The organism is Bacillus sp. F9_6S_D1_P_5 (assembly GCF_054823925.1).
Window position 1 is genome coordinate 28,537 of record NZ_JBTREW010000012.1, and the last position, 18,046, is coordinate 46,582.

Sequence of the window (18,046 nt, forward strand, 5' to 3'; positions counted from 1 at the left end):
TATGTCATCTCTGTATAAAGATTCACGCTTGTATTTCATTCTCGGGGCCAATAGTTTATCAGCTATTGGTTCCGGTATTGTTATGATAACGATTCCGTGGTTGTTAATTAAAGAGAGTGGAGGAGAGACAACGTTTGGTTATGTCTCCATCATCGCAACTCTTATTATGTTTTTATTAACACCGTTTATCGGGCAAAGTATTGATCGTTTTTCAAGAAAATCTTTATTATTATGGAATGAAGGTATTGGGATAGTCGTTATAGGGATGATGGCTATATGGGGATTTACTGAGCAACCGTATCATTCTATTCACTATATACTTATTTATATAGCTGGGTCATTTTACTATTTATTATTTTATCCTACAATATTTGCGTTCAACCAAGAGATATTTCAAGCAGAACATTATAAAAGTTTAAGTGGAACAATGGAAATACAAGGACAGTTAACTCAAGTTATTTCAGGAGCAGCTGCTAGCTTCCTAATTGAAATCATTTCTTTAAAATGGATCTTGTTAGTAGATATGTTAACTTTTGTAGGAGCATTTTTCCTTTTCTTATGCATACCGTACGTAAAGAAAAATGAAGTGAAAAAGAAAGTAACATTTAAGAAGCAATTGTTCGAAGGGATTCACTTTATGCAAAAGCGTCCGAAGTTCTTTTGGTTTTTACTTGCGACTTATATGCCGTTTATCGGTGTTATGATGGCAAATTATTTAATCCAGGTATATATTTCAGATATATTAAAAGCTAGTGCCTCTGTCTACGCAATAGAAGGTATGATGTATGGTGTCGGAGCGGTTCTGGCGGGAATAAGTATTCCAATTATGATGAAATATGTCAAAATAGAAATTTCAATCGTCATGACGATGTTCCTATATGTAATTTCAATTACCGTCATGATTATTGAACCTTCCGTAATGTTGTTATATACACTTGCAATTTTTCATGCAATTGGAAATGCAGGTACAAGGGTGGCGAGAAATGTATTAATGATGGAGGAAATTCCAAACGAAGTAATGGGACGTGTAGACAGCTTATTTCGATTAATTGGTACAGGAATAAGAATTTTATTATTAATGCTGTTTACAGCTGGTGTATCTAATACTGGGGTAATGCTCCCTTTTTATGTATTAAGCTGCATATTAATCGTATCATTAGGAATCGCTATATATTATGTACTTTCACAACGTAAAGTAGGGACGAATGTTTCTAATAAATCAATCGTATAAAGTGAAACTCTAATTTGCCTTCACCAATCGGGTTGCCCGCAAATAGCGGGATAAAAAGTACTTCTGCCTTTCTATCTTTTTCTATATAATAAAAAGAAAGGGAGTGCAAACTTATTTATGAACAAATGGATCTGGCTTATAATTTTATTATTACCACCACTATACATTCTTTATATGACGTTTCGAATGAAGCAGGTTGCTAGTGAAAAATTGAGCTATCACTCTCCGTACGTTCTTATATTAGGCGCAAAATTATTTGGAGATAAACCGTCTTTATCTCTTCAAAACCGTTTGGATGTAGCGTTGGAATATTTAGTTTCCCATCCTACAGCGAAAGTAATTGTTTCAGGTGGTCAAGGAGAAGATGAAGATATATCGGAAGCTCATAGTATGAGAAATTATTTAATGGCGCGTGGTATAGATGAGAGTCGTATTTTAATAGAAGATCAATCTACAAATACGTATGAGAATGTAAAGTTTAGTATGGATTTATATGATGTGAAACATGCGGTAGTTGTAAGTAATACGTATCATTTGTATAGAACGAAAATAATTGCAAAGCGTTTAGGAATAAAGATGGAGGCACTAGCTGCTGAAACGCCAATGCACTCTAAGAGAAAAATGTATGTGCGTGAATATGCCGCTATTATGAAAACAATATTGTTAGACCGTTAGAGCTCAAATGTGAGCTCTTTTTTTGTAGAATAATGCGTATTATTTGAAATGAATTCCATATTCCATCAAAATAAAGGAAACAACGATAAAGGAGTTGTATTTGTGATTCAGTTTAATCAAGTGTCAAAATCATATGAAGATGGCACAAAAGCAGTGGATTCATTGCATTTAGAAATTAAAAAGGGAGAATTTTTTGTCCTTATTGGTCCAAGTGGTTGTGGGAAAACAACGACAATGAAAATGATTAATCGTTTAATTGAAACGACAGAAGGCTCAATTTTAATCGATGGAAAAGACATTAAACAATACAATATTAATGAATTACGCTGGGATATAGGATACGTGTTGCAGCAAATTGCTTTGTTTCCGCATATGACAATTGCTGAAAATATTGCTGTTGTTCCTGAAATGAGAAAGTGGAGCAAAGAAAAAATAAAAGCTCGTGTCGATGAGTTGCTACAGATGGTCGGGTTAGATCCAGACGTATATCGCGATCGTATGCCGGATGAATTATCAGGAGGGCAAAAGCAGCGCGTTGGTGTCGTAAGGGCATTAGCCGCAAATCCGAAAATCGTTCTAATGGATGAACCATTTAGTGCGTTAGATCCTTTAAGTAGAGAGCAGCTTCAGAAGGATATCGTACAATTGCAAAAGAAGATTCAAAAAACAATTGTATTCGTTACACATGATATGCAAGAAGCATTATCACTTGGAGATCGCATTTGTATTATGAAAGAAGGAAAAGTTGTTCAATTAGATACACCAGAAGGAATTATACATAATCCGAAAAATGAATTTGTAGAAGAGTTCATTGGAAATCGTGGACGACCTTGGTATGAGGGGAAAAGTATAGAAGCTGTATTGCCACTTGATGAGAGTATGCGGGTAGAAGGGGATGCATTATCATTACATTCTTCTTTACAAGAAGCTTTAGTTCGTGTGCGAGCTGATGAAGTCGTTCCAGTTGAAGCAAATGGTCAATATGTTGGAGCTTTAACAAGTAGTCATATTGTCAATTATATTGTTGAACAAATGAAGGAAAGAGGCTAAACAGTGACTGATTTTATACAAACGTTCCAAGAACGAAAAATAGAATTACTAACTGCATTAAGTGAGCATTTACAAATATCGCTTATTTCATTATTTTTTGCAGTAATTATTGCGGTGCCACTTGGCATTTTATTAACGAGAAAAGAACGAATGGCTGAGTTTATTATAGGAACTTCTGCAGTTATGCAAACAGTGCCATCACTTGCATTACTCGGACTTTTAATTCCGTTAGTAGGAATTGGAAAACTTCCAGCCATAATTGCGTTAGTTGTGTATGCACTATTACCTATTTTACGCAATACATTTACAGGAATAAGGGAGTTAGATGAATCTTTAATCGAAGCAGCAAGAGCTATGGGGATGAATAGCTGGAGAAGACTGTGGAAGGTAGAGCTTCCTCTTGCATTACCAATTATTATGGCCGGTATTCGTACGGCGATGGTATTAATTGTTGGAACAGCTACATTAGCAGCTCTTATAGGTGCTGGTGGGCTCGGTAAACTCATATTACTAGGTATTGATCGAAATGATCATGCACTTATCATTTTAGGGGCCGTACCAGCCGCGTTACTCGCTTTATTCTTTGATGTAGTACTTCGAGTACTTGAGAGTCCGAAACGCTCTTCTAAGCGTGTTATATTGACGATATGTATTATTTGTATCATGATTGCTTCTCCTTTTCTTTGGAACACACAAAAGAAAGATATTGTTATTGCCGGCAAACTTGGGTCAGAACCTGAAATTTTAATTCAAATGTATAAGCAGCTTATTGAACAAGATACCGATTTACACGTAGAATTAAAACCAGGTCTTGGAAAAACAGCATTTGTATTTGAAGCATTGAAATCAGGAGAAGTAGATATTTATCCAGAATTTTCAGGAACAGCTTTATCTACTTTCGTGAAAGAAGAGCCAAAAAGCACAAATCGGGATGAAGTATATGAGCAGGCTCGCGTTGGAATGGAAAAGAAGTATAATATGGTGATGTTGAAGCCGATGGAGTATAACAACACATATGCACTAGCTATGCCGAAAAAAATAGCAGATCAAAATAATATAAATACAATTTCTGATTTAGGAAAAATGGCACAAGATGCTAAAGTAGGATTCACATTAGAATTTGCGGATCGTGAAGACGGTTATAAAGGAATGCAAAAATTATATAACTATAAGTTTTCAAATGTAAAAACGATGGAACCGAAACTACGTTATAGTGCAATTCAATCAGGGGATGTTAACGTAATCGATGCATATTCAACAGATAGTGAGCTTGAGCAATACGGACTTAAAGTGCTAAAAGATGATAAAGGATTATTCCCACCGTACCAAGGTGCACCGTTATTAAGAAAAGAGACATTAGAAAAATATCCTGAACTTGAAAAAGTATTAAATAAATTATCTGGAAAGATTACAGATGAAGAAATGCGAAAAATGAATTATGAAGTAAATGTGAATGGAAAAGGTAGTGAGGAAGTAGTGAAACAATTTTTACAAAAAGAGAATTTACTTCGTTAATTTTACAAGAAATATACAAATTTATATGTATGAAATGACCGTTCATTACAAAATGAACGGTTTTTTTGTGCATACTTATACATTTTTTCAAAAAAGTATTCCATTTTTCTTCATTTTCTTTTAGAATAAGTAATGTTTTCCTGAAAAAATATAAGAGAAACGTCTATTAGAGAAAAAGGTGACTTTAATAGTTGAACGAACATAACACCTAGAATGACAGATGGGGTGGTACAAATAGAAAAGAAGTTAGGATTTTTTCCATTAATCGCATTAGTAGTTGGAACAATGGTTGGTGGCGGTGTATTTAGTTTACCGCATGATTTAGCAGTAGGAGCAAATAGTGGCTCTATAATAATTGGCTGGTGTATTACAGCGATGGGAATGATTCCACTCGCGCTCGTATATCAAACGTTAGCAAGAAAAAAACCAGAGCTTGAGGGCGGAATTTATAGTTATGCACGTGCTGGTTTTGGTGAATATATTGGATTTAACAGTGCATGGGGATACTGGCTAGCAGGAATTTTAGGAAACGTTGCAACAATTATGTTGCTGTTTAGTACGTTAGGTTATTTCTTCCCGATTTTTAAGGGTGGAAATAGTGTTGCGTCTATCGTAGGTGCATCACTTTTACTATGGACACTTCATTTTCTAATTTTATTTGGAATCCGTGAAGCTTCTATTATGAACGTTATTGCAACGATAGGGAAATTGGTTCCAATCGTATTATTTATTGTTGTAATGGTAACAGCGTTTCGCTGGGATACATTTACACATGATTTTTGGGGAGAAGGAACTATTTCAGTTTCTTCTATACTTGGTCAAGTGAAAAATACTATGCTTGTAACTCTTTGGGTTTTCATCGGGGTTGAAGGAGCGGTAGTATTATCTGGAAGAGCGAAAAATAGCCGAGACGTCGGTAAAGCGACAGTATTAGGACTTATTTTAGTAATGTCTATTTATATTTTAATTTCTGTCTTGTCAATGGGAGCGATGACAAGAGGAGAACTTGCAGTTTTAGAAACACCGTCAATGGGACATGTTTTAGAACATGTTGTTGGAACATGGGGTGCAGTTGCGATTAACATTGGGTTAGTTGCTTCACTTGTAGGTACATTAATAGGCTGGTTTTTACTTGTTTCTGAAATTTCCCACGTAGCAGGAAAAGATGGCGTGTTTCCGAAAGTTTTTACGAAAACAAATAAAAAACAAACGCCGCATATGGCATTATGGATTTCAAATGGTGTTGCCCAAGTAATATTTATAATTGTCCTGTTTTCAGAATCAACATATCAAATTATGTATTTCATAGCGTCAACATCAATTTTAGTACCATATTTATTATCAGCGTTATTCCAATTTAAATTAGTTATTACAAACGAACTAAAAGATGCAAAAGTAAAAAACGGATCGTTAGCGTTAATTGCTTCTATTTATTCTGTATGGCTTCTATATGCAGCAGGTTTGAAAAATTTATTACTCGTTTCAATCGTGTATGGAGTCGGGATTATTGTTTACATGTATGCAAGAAAAGAAAAAGGGAATCGTTGTTTTAGAGGTATTGAGAGATATGTAATGTGGGCAATTGTTATTGCAGCTATCACATCTCTTTATATGTTGTTGACTGGAAATATAAAAATGTAAAAGTCCTTTTAAATAAAGGGCTTTTTTCTTTGTCTAGAGAATATTTAATACATAAGATATTCAGGAGGGATGAAAATGGAAGAAAAAGTACAGTTGACCAGAATTGTTGATTTAGCGAGTGAAGTAAGGAAAGTATTAGTGCAAGAATCTTTTTTTAATCATCATCCTGAACTACGAGGAGTGATTGAAAATTTAGCAAGTGCTGTAGAGAATTTAGCGGAATTACAGCAACATAAAGATGAAAACGCTGAAGATCGTTTACGATATGTACTTGCTAAAATGAAAATCGCACATAATGCCATTTTACAAGAGAAAAACGCATTTCCATCTCATTAATATATGTTTTCATTTTGAACCTGGCGGATATCGTCAGGTTTTTTGTTTCTAGTTTTTCTTTTCTTTCATACACTAAGAATAGTATGAAAAAAAGAAGGTGACAAAGGTGAAATTACATAAAGCTCTTCAGCCAAGTTTTATAAAACGAATGTACTATATGAGGTTTATCGGAAAGTTTACAAAAGCAGAGAAAGAGAAGAACGGAGAGAATTTCTTTGTACAATGCCTATCGCCAATGCCATTCACGTTACAAGAGCAATTAAAAGATGAACCATTTGTATTTGAAGGGTTATGTAGTAATAAAAAGAATGAAAAGGTCTTTTCAGAATTAAAGAAAAGAAAATTAGAAAAACAATTGGTTATGTTTCGACTCTATTATGAAAGAGGGCATATATACGCGGAATTAATTTGTACAGAAGAACCGCGAGAAATCGCAAACGGTTATAAAATGATTCCAGTACCTAAAGTTTCCAATTATAAAAAAGGAGAGTCTTTAGAAAGAAAACTTAATAATGGTTATTTGTCATTTCTAATGCCTAAATATCCGAAAGACTTTGAGCCTCCCGGATTATTGTGGCACGATGGAAGGCTATATGGAAATATATCTTTAAAATCATCATCAATTAGTTCAATCGCATATTTTGAACAGCAGCGGGAATGTAAGTATATAGACGTTAATGACTGGATGAAGTATGTAGAAATAGCAGTAGAAGATCAATTATATTTTGTAAGTAATCAAGTGTATGAGCAATTAAAAAAACGAATGACTGAAGAAGGTAAGCATGTAGAAGTAGAGGAAATAAAAGTGCAAAAGGATGAATGGGAATGGGATGAGCGTGAATCAGTCTTTTTACAATATGTAAAAAGTTTTGTACGCAATAAAGGGCTGTTTTTAGATGAAACGGATATTTATAATTTTCATATAAGTGCAAAAACTAATATGTTGACGATACTTGGTGGAATACCGGGCGCTGGGAAATCACGTTTTGTGCAAGCTTATGCAGAAGCACTTGGATTACAATACGGGGAAGAATTGGTTTGGATCCCGATTTCACCATCGTATCAAGAACCACATGATTTACTTGGTTATCTTCACCCTAATGGTACTTTTATTGAAAGTGAAACAAAATTAGTTAGGGCGTTAATGAAGGCAAAAGAAAATCAAAATCAGCTGTATATAATCGTTTTTGATGAAATGAATATGTCACATATTGAGCATTGGTTTACTCCATTTCTATCTGTGCTTCAACTTGAAAAGCAAAATCGTATTTTAAATTTATATGAAGGTGTACAAGAAAAAGAAAATCCAATTCCACCATCAATTGAAATTGGAGAAAATATTATATTTGTAGGTACTATAAATTTTGATGAAACAACGAAAGAGCTCTCAGATCGATTGTTAGATCGGACGAATTTAATAACGTTACAAAAGATTCCGTTTTGTGAGATGTGTATGGAACAAGAGAAAGTTGTATTACAACCCCCTCTGAAAGTAACCGCAGGAGAATTTCGTATAAATTGGATCAGGAATAAAACGATGATTGAGGTGTTTTCTGAAGAAGAGTTAGAACTGTTAGATAAGTTACATGCTGTATTGTCATCTCACGATGCGTCAAAGGGAATTTCTTTTCGGTGTGCAAACGCAATCGCTTCTTATTTGCAAAATATACCGTTCCAAAATAACCATTCCTATATGATCAGTAGAGAAGAGGGATTTGATTTACAAATTAAGCAACGTATATTGACGAAAATAAGAGGAACTGAAATGATGGTTGGATCGTTACTTTCTGAAGAAGTAAAAAGGGGAGCGACATTAGTACCTCTTTTGCAATCATCACTTGCAAACAGAGTATCTACATTTGAACACTCTATAGCATATATAAGAGAAAAGCGTAGAGAACTGGAGTTGTATGGTTATGCAAAATGAAGGGCGATATGAAACAGAAATCGTTGATACGAAAGAAACGCTCCCTTTTGTATTAAAATTAATCATTGGAACAGAGTCAAAAGGGGAGTATATTTTATTAAATCGCCTTTGTACATCTACTACAGCATTAGTTCAATGTATTTATAAAGTGCAAGAATTAAAACCAATCAGATTGCAATACCATTATGAAAATCCAATGAATATTACTTTTATATGGAATAAAGTATATGAGGGACAGAAGAATATAAAAGAGACAAAATATGAAATAAATGATAAAAAACAAAAGGTATTAATATATGAACATGGAAAAACAGAATTTTTTTATCCATGGCGTTGTGGTTTATATCATTTTGAGGTAAACATAGAAGATCGAACATATTACGGTGCTTTTCAAGTCGTTCCAAAAAATTTTTTTAATGATCAATTTGAAATGATTCAAGACTATGTGAAGTCAATTTTAAATGAGTTGATTTTAGATAGAGGTTATTATAAAAAGACTTTCTCTGTGCTTAGTGATATTGAAGATTCTTCTTATTTAGTGTTACTTAGAAAGTTGCCGCAAAAAATGAAAAAGATAAAGCAAATTTTTAAGAGAATAGAATCGAGTTCAAAGTTTATACATGAATATAAATGGGAAGAAAAAGAGCGGAAAGCAACGAGAAAAGGAGCCGTAGTCGCAGAAAGAAAACCGTATGCAAAATATTATAATCGTAAGTTTATAGAACAAAAAAATAGTAAGGAAAATGCATTTCTTAAATTTAAAGCGATGCAATTTTATCTTTATTTACTTGAAGCTGAAAGTTTTTTGCGTCAAACAATTGAAATATTAGAAAGAGCGAAGAAGAAGAAATCAGAAGAATTTCAAGCTGTAAAAACGATTATACAAACAATTGAGCGTAATGGATCAGTGACCGACAGAGAGAAACAGAAATATAAAAATATACATTTACTAAAAGAGGCGGATTTACGAAAAAGTTCCATGAAGATACAAGAATATAAAATATTAGCGCATTTTGTACATGAAAGTGTACAATACTTTCAAACTTTAATGCATTCTCCATTTTGGAGAGAAGTTTCTGAAACGGGTAAGATGAACTCACATAATTTACCGATACCACATCAACAACTACTACAGCATTTAGATTTACTTCCACAATACACAGATCAATCTCCATCTTTATTATTTGTTTATAAACCAACATTTTTAGTGTATGAATATTACGCTTTTTTTATCGTTATTTCCATGTTAGAACAAATTGGTTTTGAGGCTAGAAATTCTATTCGTGAACAAATACAAGAGCATTTTTATGTAGATGGATTGCAAGACGGAACGACAGTAGTTTTACAACGAGATGATATGAGAGTACATGTCGCATTTAATGATTTAATTGAAACACATCCTCTTATTGCATTAAGTAAAGGGAGTAATTTTTATAATGGAGAGGACACGAAGAAGCCGGATATTCGATTAGACTGTTATGTAAAGGAAGAAGAGAAATATGTATATCAATCTTCTATTATTATTGAAGTGAAGTATAGCCCAATGTACAATATTTTTCAGCACGTTGGAAATACGAAAGCAACTGAGCAAATGTATAAGTACTGGTCTATAAAATATGTAGAAGAACAAGATGGAAAGCGAGTCTATCATCGAAGGGCTATTTATGAAGTCATTTGTGTATATCCAGGAAGTCATATGCATAGTAAAAAAATTGAGTCTGGATGTGGTGTGTTCTTGCAATTATATCCATATAAAACGAAACAAGGGGAAGAGAAATTAGCTGGAAAACATGGAATGGTACAAATTTTTGAGAAGTGGTTAAAAAGCATGAAGAAGTAAAAGAAATCCTTTTTTATAAAGGATTTTTTTAGATTAAGAAGAATTATATGCAGTATGGAAGACAGCTCTTTACGATATGAATTTGAGAGTAATATAAATATGTTGTTAGCAAAACGCTACATGAGTAATAAAAGACGATTAAGATGGAATTTAATTCATTTTGCAGAATATAATAAGTCATAAATATTTTTAGTTGCATACGAAGATTTGTTCTTATATGATAGATAGTGAAAGCGTTATCAAAAAAACAGAGCGGCGATGGGAAAGGCGGGGAAATATGTTCCAGCGTGTTCAAACAAAGGAAGAACATTTTTGGTTCGAGCAACTATGGGGAGATTTTTGTGAAGAAAGAAACTTAATGTTCGTAGAACGTAATTTAAATCCATCACGATTTTTATTAATAGAAGATGAACATCATATCGGTACAGTAGAATGTATTAAGTATACGGTACCAGAGCAATCGAATTCTGAGTTTTTCTATCCGTTTTCTAAAAATGATTTAGTGAAAGATTTGAAAAATGTATATGAAATAGGCAAGTTAAGTATTGCGAAAACGTCTCGTGGGAGAGGACATTTCAAAAGACTAACAGCCATTTTATTTATGCATGCATTAGAAACGAAAGCAGAATGGTATATTGCAGCAGTTACAAAAAGAATGTACATGTATTTATTAACACTCGGTTTTCCGATTGAACCGATAGATAAGCCATTTCAGTTTCATGATACTTTACAAGGTGTACCAGTACGAATTCATGCCCGAAAAGGGGCTACACATTTGTATTCTTTAAAAGAATTTCGAGATGTAATTCAAGGAAATGCTCATGCACAAGCATTAATCGCAGAATACAGTAAGAATATTATGTTAACCAAATAGACCAAAATGAATATGTATAATAAAGAGAATACTATTTTAAAATGAAATCTTTCTTCATGAAAAAAGACCCTTATTATTTTAATAAGGGTCTAAAAATCATAATCCAAAAATACTAAAAATCATTTTACGGCGTTTCGGTTTCTTTTCACGTTCATATGTTGGTTTTGTATCGGGAGTAATATATATTGGCTCTTCTTTCTTGAGGGTAGCTTCTAGCTTTTGAATTCGCTCTAACATTTCCTCCATTTCACGACGATGTTGTAAAAGTTGGTACGTAACAACATCATTCGCCTTATCTTGCATTTGTTCTTCCATTCGATCTAGCCTTCTCGTAATTGTGTTTAATTGAGCTGCTAATTGCTCAAAATCATGCGAGGATATGTTTTGAACAATTGTATTTACTTGAGTTTTTAATTCTTCAACATCGTTTGATGCTGCTTTTTGAGTAGGGTTAGAGTTTTGGCACTGTTCTATTTGTGAAAGATGGTATTCTAACATTTGATCTAAATCATCTTGTGTAAAAATAAAATGACCATATTTATTTTTTTCTATCGTAAGATTTAATTGTTGTGCAATCCGGACAACAGCCTTTGGGCTAACACCTAATTTTTTTGCGATAAATGGTGTTTTATATTCCAAAATAATCCCTCCTATATATATCCTGTTGAATGATTTCGATCTATGAAGGAAGTTCCCTTCTAGTGTGACAAAAGAAGTGTGGAATCGGCAAAGAAAGTGCTTTTTCACGAAATGAAGCTATGAAGAATATATCGTGTATATAAAAATGTTTTACTTTAAGATTTACAATTATTTGACTGAAGGAAAAGAATTAGATTATCATAATGATAAATATCTTTTTTATGTATGCATATAATATATAAAAAGGTGGTTGCTAATGTAGAATTTTGTTAGAGTATTAGAATGCTTACTTCACTTGAATAAAATTAAGTAGGAGGTGGCTTCCTTGCTTACAATGTAAGTAAGGAAAAGTATTTGGACATATATAGTATAAGTATAGTGATTGTTTTAATTGCCTTAACGGCATTTTTCGTTGCAGCAGAATTTGCAATTGTTAAAGTGCGAAGTTCACGAATTGACTATTTAATTGCAGAAGGAAATAATCGCGCAACATCTGTCAAAACAGTCATTACAAACTTAGACGAATATTTATCTGCTTGTCAGCTAGGTATAACAGTTACAGCTCTGGGAATTGGGTGGTTTGGTAAACCTGCGTTAAAGCAAATGTTTGACACGCTTTTTTTTAATTTGAACATTTCTTCCCAACTAGCAGACATTTTTGCTGTAATTTTAGTGTTTTTGTTTATTACATTTTTACATGTTGTAATAGGGGAATTGGCCCCAAAAACATTTGCGATTCAAAAAGCTGAACAAGTAAGTTTATTTGTTGCTAAACCGTTAATTTTCTTTTATCGTATGGCGTTTCCATTTATTTGGCTATTAAATGGATCAGCCCGAATGATTACGAAGTTGCTAGGGCTGAAACCACCGAAAGGGCACGATGAGGTTCATTCAGAAGAAGAATTACGGTTGTTAGTTTCAGAAAGTTACAAAAACGGAGAGATTAATCAATCTGAATATAAATATGTAAATAAAATCTTTGAATTTGATGATCGTATAGCAAAAGAAATAATGGTACCCCGAACTGAGATGCATATTATTAGTAAAGAAATGCCTGCTGAAGAAGCCTTGCAAAAAATGTCTCGGGAAAAATATACGAGATATCCAGTTGTTGATGGCGACAAAGATCACGTAATAGGTTTTGTAAACTTTAAAGATATTTTTACAGATTTTGTGCAGCATAAGGCGGTAAGTAATAAGAAAGTAGAGCAATATATGAGGCCGATTATTTTAGTTATCGACTCTATCCCAATACAAGACTTGTTTTTAAAAATGCAAAAAGAAAGAACGCATATTGCTATATTGATAGATGAATATGGTGGTACGTCTGGACTTGTTACTGTTGAAGACATTTTAGAAGAAATAGTTGGAGATATTCAAGATGAGTTTGATACAGATGAACAGCCAGAAATTCAGCAAGTTAGTGAAACGAAAACGATATTAGAGGGAAAAGTGCTCGTAAGTGAAGTGAATACGTTGTTAGGATTAACGATTGATGATAATGGTGTTGATACAATAGGTGGATGGATTTTAACGAAGAATATAGAAATTGCTGAAGAGGATTTCATTGAAATTGAAAATTATAAGTTTTGCGTGAAAGAATTAGATGGACACTATATAAAGAGACTAGAAGTTACAAAAAGTGTAGAATCCATTGTTGTATTAGAAGATGAAAAGCAAATTTCATTACAAGAACAAATTAGTTCGTAGACTCTGCTATATGGCAGAGTTTTTTTGAGCATAATGTTTTTGGTAGAATAAGGGCTATGATACAATGACATAAGTCAGACCTTTCACTAGGTGAAGTATTGTTGTATACATATATTTGGAAGGGGAAGAATTATGAAAAAGCATTTATATATAAATGGAGATTGGAAGTCTGTAAACACGTATAAACCATTATACGCACCATATTCTGAAGAAACATTAGCGGAAATTGCACAAGGAACGGAAGAAGATGTACAAGAGGCGGTTACTGCTGCAAAAAATGCAATGAAAGAAATGAATACATTATCTGCATATGATCGTGCGACCATTTTAGAGAAGGTTGCACAAAAAATGGATGAAAGAAGAGAAGAGTTTGCACAGATTATTGCAAATGAGGCTGCAAAACCAATACGTGCTGCGAGAGGAGAAGTAGATCGTACCGTTCAGACATACAAATTTGCAGCGGAAGAAGCGAAGCGTATATACGGCGAGACACTGCCACTTGATGCAGCACCTGGTGCAGATGGGCGTATTGCATACACTATACGAAAACCAATCGGGGTTATAGGGGCTATTACACCATTTAATTTCCCATTAAATTTAGTGGCACATAAAGTCGGCCCTGCAATTGCTGCCGGAAATACAGTTGTGTTAAAACCAGCTGATCAAACACCGTTATCGTCTTACGCTTTAGTTGAACTATTTGAAGAGGCAGGATTGCCAAAAGGAGCTTTAAATATTATTTCTGGTCCTGGTTCAACTGTAGGAGAGGCGATAGTTACAAATGATGATGTTGCTTCCATTACTTTTACAGGAAGTCCGAAAGTTGGAATTGGAATTAAGGCAAAGGCTGGGTTAAAGCGAGTTACGTTAGAACTAGGGTCAAATGCTGCAGTTATTATTGATGAAGATGTAGAATTAACAAATGAATTAATTGAACGTGTAAAATGGGGAGCATTTGTTAATAATGGACAAGTTTGTATTTCGGTACAACGTGTTTTTGTACAGGAAAAAAGAATGGATGAATTTCTTACAAAGCTAAAGAAAGCGATGGAAACAGTTGTTGTTGGTGATCCACTGCTTGAAGAAACGGATGTATCAGCTTTAATTTCGAAAAAAGATGTAGAGCGAATTGAAATGTGGGTGCAAGAAGCTATTAAGGAAGGTGCAACTGTTTTATACGGTGGTAAGAAAAAGGATGCAAGGATTTTTGAACCAACTGTATTAACAAATGTTCCAGAGTATGTATCTGTACAGTGCCAAGAAGTATTTGGCCCACTTATGACAGTAAATACATTTAAAGAATTTGATGAAGCGATAGAGCAAGTAAATCATTCACGTTACGGCCTACAAGCAGGCATATTTACAAATAATTTGTTTAAAGCTATGCGTGCAATTGATGAGCTAGAAGTTGGCGGTGTCATGATAAATGATATTCCAACGTTCAGAGTAGATCATATGCCTTATGGTGGTGTGAAAGAAAGTGGAACGGGGCGTGAAGGAATTAAATATGCAATAGAAGAAATGACTGAAATGAAATTAGTATGCATTAAAAAATAAAGTATAAGAAAACTTAAATATCGCAATAAAAAACGAGTAGGAAATGTTTACGATTCCATACTCGTTTTTTTATTATTTGTTTTACGTTTCTCAGAATGATTTCATTTAATGAAGTGTACCTTTTACTTCATTTCTTGTTTGAAAATAGCATCTTCTACATAAATTTGTTCTTTGTCGACAGCAGTGCTATGAGATAATACTAAGCCGATTGGTGTTTCTGTACCTTTATTTTGAACAATTGTAAAAGGAACATTTTTTTCATTTGCTAATTTAATGTATTTAGATAAATGTGGGTAAGCAATGCCACCATTTAGGAATATTTGTAATGATTGAGAAGAGCGCATGCTACTAGCTACTTCAGAATATACATTACTTTGCATTACTTGACCGATAGTTAAAGCGATTTCTACACGCTCACGTAATGTAGTTAAATACATATTACGTTCTTCTGGTTTGTTCTGCTTTTGGCCGTAAATGCCTTCTTGGAGATAATCTTCCACATTTTTATTTACCATATTTTTCACACCTTTCATTTTCTATTGTACGAAAGAATGAAGCAGGATGCAAAAAAAGTCGCATCGAATATAAAAAACTTTGAATGAAAGGAAGGGAAATGGCATGTATCAATCTAAACAATTAATAAAGCCATAAAAAATTTTATCAACACATATTAACAAAATGTGACAATAATCTATTAACGAATCGTGATTTTTGTGTTAATATTCAAAATATAAAGGGTGTTCGTCGCATGGAAATGGAGGGAATGGAGGTTTTTCCAATCGATAAGGATATTAAAGAAGTATTTTGTTCGCACTTGAAAAACAACAGGCACCAATTCGTTGAGAACTGGAAAAACAAAATGATAATTTCCGATAAAGATCCATTTAGACTAGAAGTAGTTCAAAATGGAGAGGATTTATTAGAGTTTATTATTGAACTTACTATGGAAGAAAAAGATATAAATTATCTTCAGCCATTATGCGAGAAAATAGCTATTGAACGTGCAGGAGCAGATGCGAATATAGGTGATTTTGTTTATAATGCAAATGTGGGAAGAAATGAGCTTTTCGAAGCGATGTGTGAGTTAGATGTTAGCGCACGCGAATTGAAACCAATTATGGCCCAAATACATACTTGTTTTGATAAATTAATTTATTACACTGTTTTAAAATACTCGGAAATTATTTCAAGAAATTTAGAGGAAAAACAACAGTATATTAATGAAACACATAAAGAAAGGCTAACGATTTTAGGGCAAATGTCAGCTAGTTTTGTACATGAATTTCGTAACCCGCTTACGTCCATTATGGGATTTGTCAAATTATTAAAGGCAGATCATCCTAGTTTATCGTATTTAGATATTATTTCGCATGAATTAGACCAATTAAATTTTCGTATTTCGCAATTTTTACTCGTATCGAAAAAAGAAATGTGGAATGAATCAGAACGATTTTGGCTTAATGACTTGTTTCAAGATATTATACAGTTCTTATATCCGAGTTTGGTCAATGCAAATGTTTCGATTGAAAAGAATTTACCGTATCCAATTCCGCTTACTGGTTATCGCAGTGAAGTGAGACAAGTATTTCTAAATATATTAATGAACTCAATTGACGCTCTTGAATCAATGAAAGAAGAACGAAAAATTATCATTGATGTATTTGAAGAAGATCAATCGATTCGCATTGTAATAAAAAATAACGGGCCAATGATTCCAGCTGAAAATGTAGAAACGATTTTTGAACCATTTGTAACTACTAAAAAGTTAGGAACTGGTATTGGATTATTTGTATGTAAACAAATTGTAGAAAAACATAATGGGTCCATCATGTGTCGTTCAGATAACGATTGGACAGAATTTCAAATTGCATTTCAAAAATAAACAGTCTACACCAAATGAATGGTGTAGACTGTTTTAATTCGTAAGTATAACGGCTTCTAATTTAGGATCTTTCGTTGAATAACCTAAAATTGAAATGGTATAAATGATATTCGGTTCGACTTTGAAATTCGGTATAGTTAGCAAGACGCTTGGATTATCTGCGAGTGAAACTTCAATATCTGCTGTACCAGGGCTAACTTCTAAAAAATCTGTTATTTGCTTAAAGAGTACATTTTCAAATAAATGATCTCCGCCTTTTAAACTTACATTTACAACAGGGGTATCAGGAGAAAAATGTGCAAAGCGTATTTTTGCCTGGCCTGCTGGTAAATGAGTATTATCAAGTATAGGTTGTAATTGTAGATGATTATCACTATTTATTGCAGCAAAAGTATAAGTGTGATTTCCCATTATTGGTACTAAAGCTGAAAAGATGGGGGGGTCACTTTCGACTGGAACAATATCGATGCGGTACTTACCTTGTACTAATGTTAAATAGGGGCTAAATTGTTTAAATGAAATGTTTTTAATAACTTTTTGCCCATTTACTAAAATGTCAACCGCAGGTGTATTGGAAGCAGAGTGAAAAAACCTTATGTGTGATGGTAAAGCAGCTTCTTGTGAATCTCTTTTTTCATACGCCTGTACAAGTTTCGTAAGCGCATCGTAGTATTTCATATATAGTTCTACATATTTTTTCGGATTATTAAATTGATAGTAACGAGCGAGCTGTTCGTAACGTGTAGCTTCTTGTCCATATTTTTCGATTTCAGATTGAGACATGAACATTCCTCCTTTGTCATCATTAAAACTATATGCTTAGCAAGAACGAGGTTATGCGAATATATTTGTTTTTTAAAGGAGAAAGGTTGGAAATTAATAATAAGTATTTATATGGATAAGTTTAGTTTAAGTGAACGAGATTTATAAATTTCTAGAGGATACAACAATATTTCCTCCATATGAGCTGATGAAGTTTGTATTTCGAAATGAAAACTTAAGAGTGAAACAAGTGAAATATTGAAAACATGTCCCAAATCCTTAGAAAACTAGGGATTTTTTTAATTATGGGCAAATACACATACAAAGTGATAATTGTCCTACATAAATTATAAAGGAAAGGTAGTTTGAAAATGTGGAAAGGAATGAAATCTTGGGATGGGGATATC

Annotated in this window: 15 protein-coding genes; 12 read left to right on the plus strand and 3 right to left on the minus strand. The window is 33.4% G+C overall.

Annotated features, from left to right (window positions below):
* Position 1 precedes the first annotated feature (1 nt).
* The 9 genes from ACUXEY_RS15940 to ACUXEY_RS15980 all read left to right on the plus strand — a co-directional run bounded on the left by ACUXEY_RS15940 (position 2) and on the right by ACUXEY_RS15980 (position 11,089).
* Positions 2-1,231, plus strand: a complete 1,230-nt coding sequence (locus ACUXEY_RS15940; RefSeq protein ID WP_461301078.1) for an MFS transporter — start codon at positions 2-4, stop codon at positions 1,229-1,231.
* Between the two features lie 117 nt (positions 1,232-1,348).
* A complete protein-coding gene (locus tag ACUXEY_RS15945) occupies positions 1,349-1,906 on the plus strand; it encodes a YdcF family protein (protein WP_461301079.1) in 558 nt (185 codons plus the stop codon).
* A gap of 102 nt (positions 1,907-2,008) precedes the next feature.
* Positions 2,009-2,956, plus strand: coding sequence for an ABC transporter ATP-binding protein (locus tag ACUXEY_RS15950; protein WP_166704283.1), 948 nt, complete (start codon positions 2,009-2,011; stop codon positions 2,954-2,956).
* Between the two features lie 3 nt (positions 2,957-2,959).
* Positions 2,960-4,471, plus strand: coding sequence for an ABC transporter permease/substrate-binding protein (locus tag ACUXEY_RS15955; protein ID WP_461301080.1), 1,512 nt, complete (start codon positions 2,960-2,962; stop codon positions 4,469-4,471).
* Between the two features lie 213 nt (positions 4,472-4,684).
* The gene (arcD, locus tag ACUXEY_RS15960) at positions 4,685-6,112 is read left to right on the plus strand and encodes an arginine-ornithine antiporter (protein WP_166704285.1); all 1,428 of its coding nucleotides are present in this window, start codon (positions 4,685-4,687) and stop codon (positions 6,110-6,112) included.
* A 75-nt stretch (positions 6,113-6,187) separates the two neighbouring features.
* Complete coding sequence (locus tag ACUXEY_RS15965) at positions 6,188-6,448, plus strand: LemA domain protein (protein ID WP_166704286.1); 261 nt, start codon at positions 6,188-6,190, stop codon at positions 6,446-6,448.
* A gap of 106 nt (positions 6,449-6,554) precedes the next feature.
* Positions 6,555-8,375, plus strand: coding sequence for an AAA family ATPase (locus tag ACUXEY_RS15970; RefSeq protein WP_461301081.1), 1,821 nt, complete (start codon positions 6,555-6,557; stop codon positions 8,373-8,375).
* Positions 8,365-10,215 (plus strand): hypothetical protein, encoded by a 1,851-nt coding sequence (locus ACUXEY_RS15975; protein WP_461301082.1) that lies wholly within the window; start codon positions 8,365-8,367, stop codon positions 10,213-10,215. The genes ACUXEY_RS15970 and ACUXEY_RS15975 overlap by 11 nt, the downstream gene beginning before the upstream one ends.
* 277 nt (positions 10,216-10,492) lie before the next feature.
* Positions 10,493-11,089, plus strand: a complete 597-nt coding sequence (locus ACUXEY_RS15980; RefSeq protein ID WP_087956354.1) for a hypothetical protein — start codon at positions 10,493-10,495, stop codon at positions 11,087-11,089.
* 96 nt (positions 11,090-11,185) lie between these two features.
* On the opposite strand, the gene racA is transcribed toward ACUXEY_RS15980, so the two are convergent.
* Positions 11,186-11,728, minus strand: a complete 543-nt coding sequence (racA, locus tag ACUXEY_RS15985) for a chromosome-anchoring protein RacA (protein ID WP_166704289.1) — start codon at positions 11,726-11,728, stop codon at positions 11,186-11,188.
* A gap of 354 nt (positions 11,729-12,082) precedes the next feature.
* Here racA and ACUXEY_RS15990 point away from each other — a divergent pair, with 354 nt between their 5' ends.
* Both ACUXEY_RS15990 and ACUXEY_RS15995 read left to right on the plus strand, forming a co-directional pair.
* Positions 12,083-13,438, plus strand: coding sequence for a hemolysin family protein (locus tag ACUXEY_RS15990; RefSeq protein WP_461301083.1), 1,356 nt, complete (start codon positions 12,083-12,085; stop codon positions 13,436-13,438).
* 132 nt (positions 13,439-13,570) lie between these two features.
* Positions 13,571-14,995 carry an aldehyde dehydrogenase family protein gene (locus ACUXEY_RS15995; RefSeq protein WP_461301084.1) on the plus strand — a complete coding sequence of 475 codons (1,425 nt, stop codon included), beginning with the start codon at positions 13,571-13,573 and terminating at the stop codon, positions 14,993-14,995.
* 122 nt (positions 14,996-15,117) lie between these two features.
* Here the strand turns inward: ACUXEY_RS15995 and ACUXEY_RS16000 are convergent, their stop codons facing one another.
* Complete coding sequence (locus tag ACUXEY_RS16000; RefSeq protein WP_000247572.1) at positions 15,118-15,510, minus strand: YueI family protein; 393 nt, start codon at positions 15,508-15,510, stop codon at positions 15,118-15,120.
* Positions 15,511-15,743: 233 nt separating this feature from the next.
* Here ACUXEY_RS16000 and ACUXEY_RS16005 point away from each other — a divergent pair, with 233 nt between their 5' ends.
* Positions 15,744-16,877, plus strand: coding sequence for a BA2291 family sporulation histidine kinase (locus tag ACUXEY_RS16005; protein ID WP_078418556.1), 1,134 nt, complete (start codon positions 15,744-15,746; stop codon positions 16,875-16,877).
* A 33-nt stretch (positions 16,878-16,910) separates the two neighbouring features.
* Here the strand turns inward: ACUXEY_RS16005 and ACUXEY_RS16010 are convergent, their stop codons facing one another.
* Complete coding sequence (locus ACUXEY_RS16010; RefSeq protein ID WP_461301085.1) at positions 16,911-17,660, minus strand: DUF4397 domain-containing protein; 750 nt, start codon at positions 17,658-17,660, stop codon at positions 16,911-16,913.
* Between the last annotated feature and the right edge of the window lie 386 nt (positions 17,661-18,046).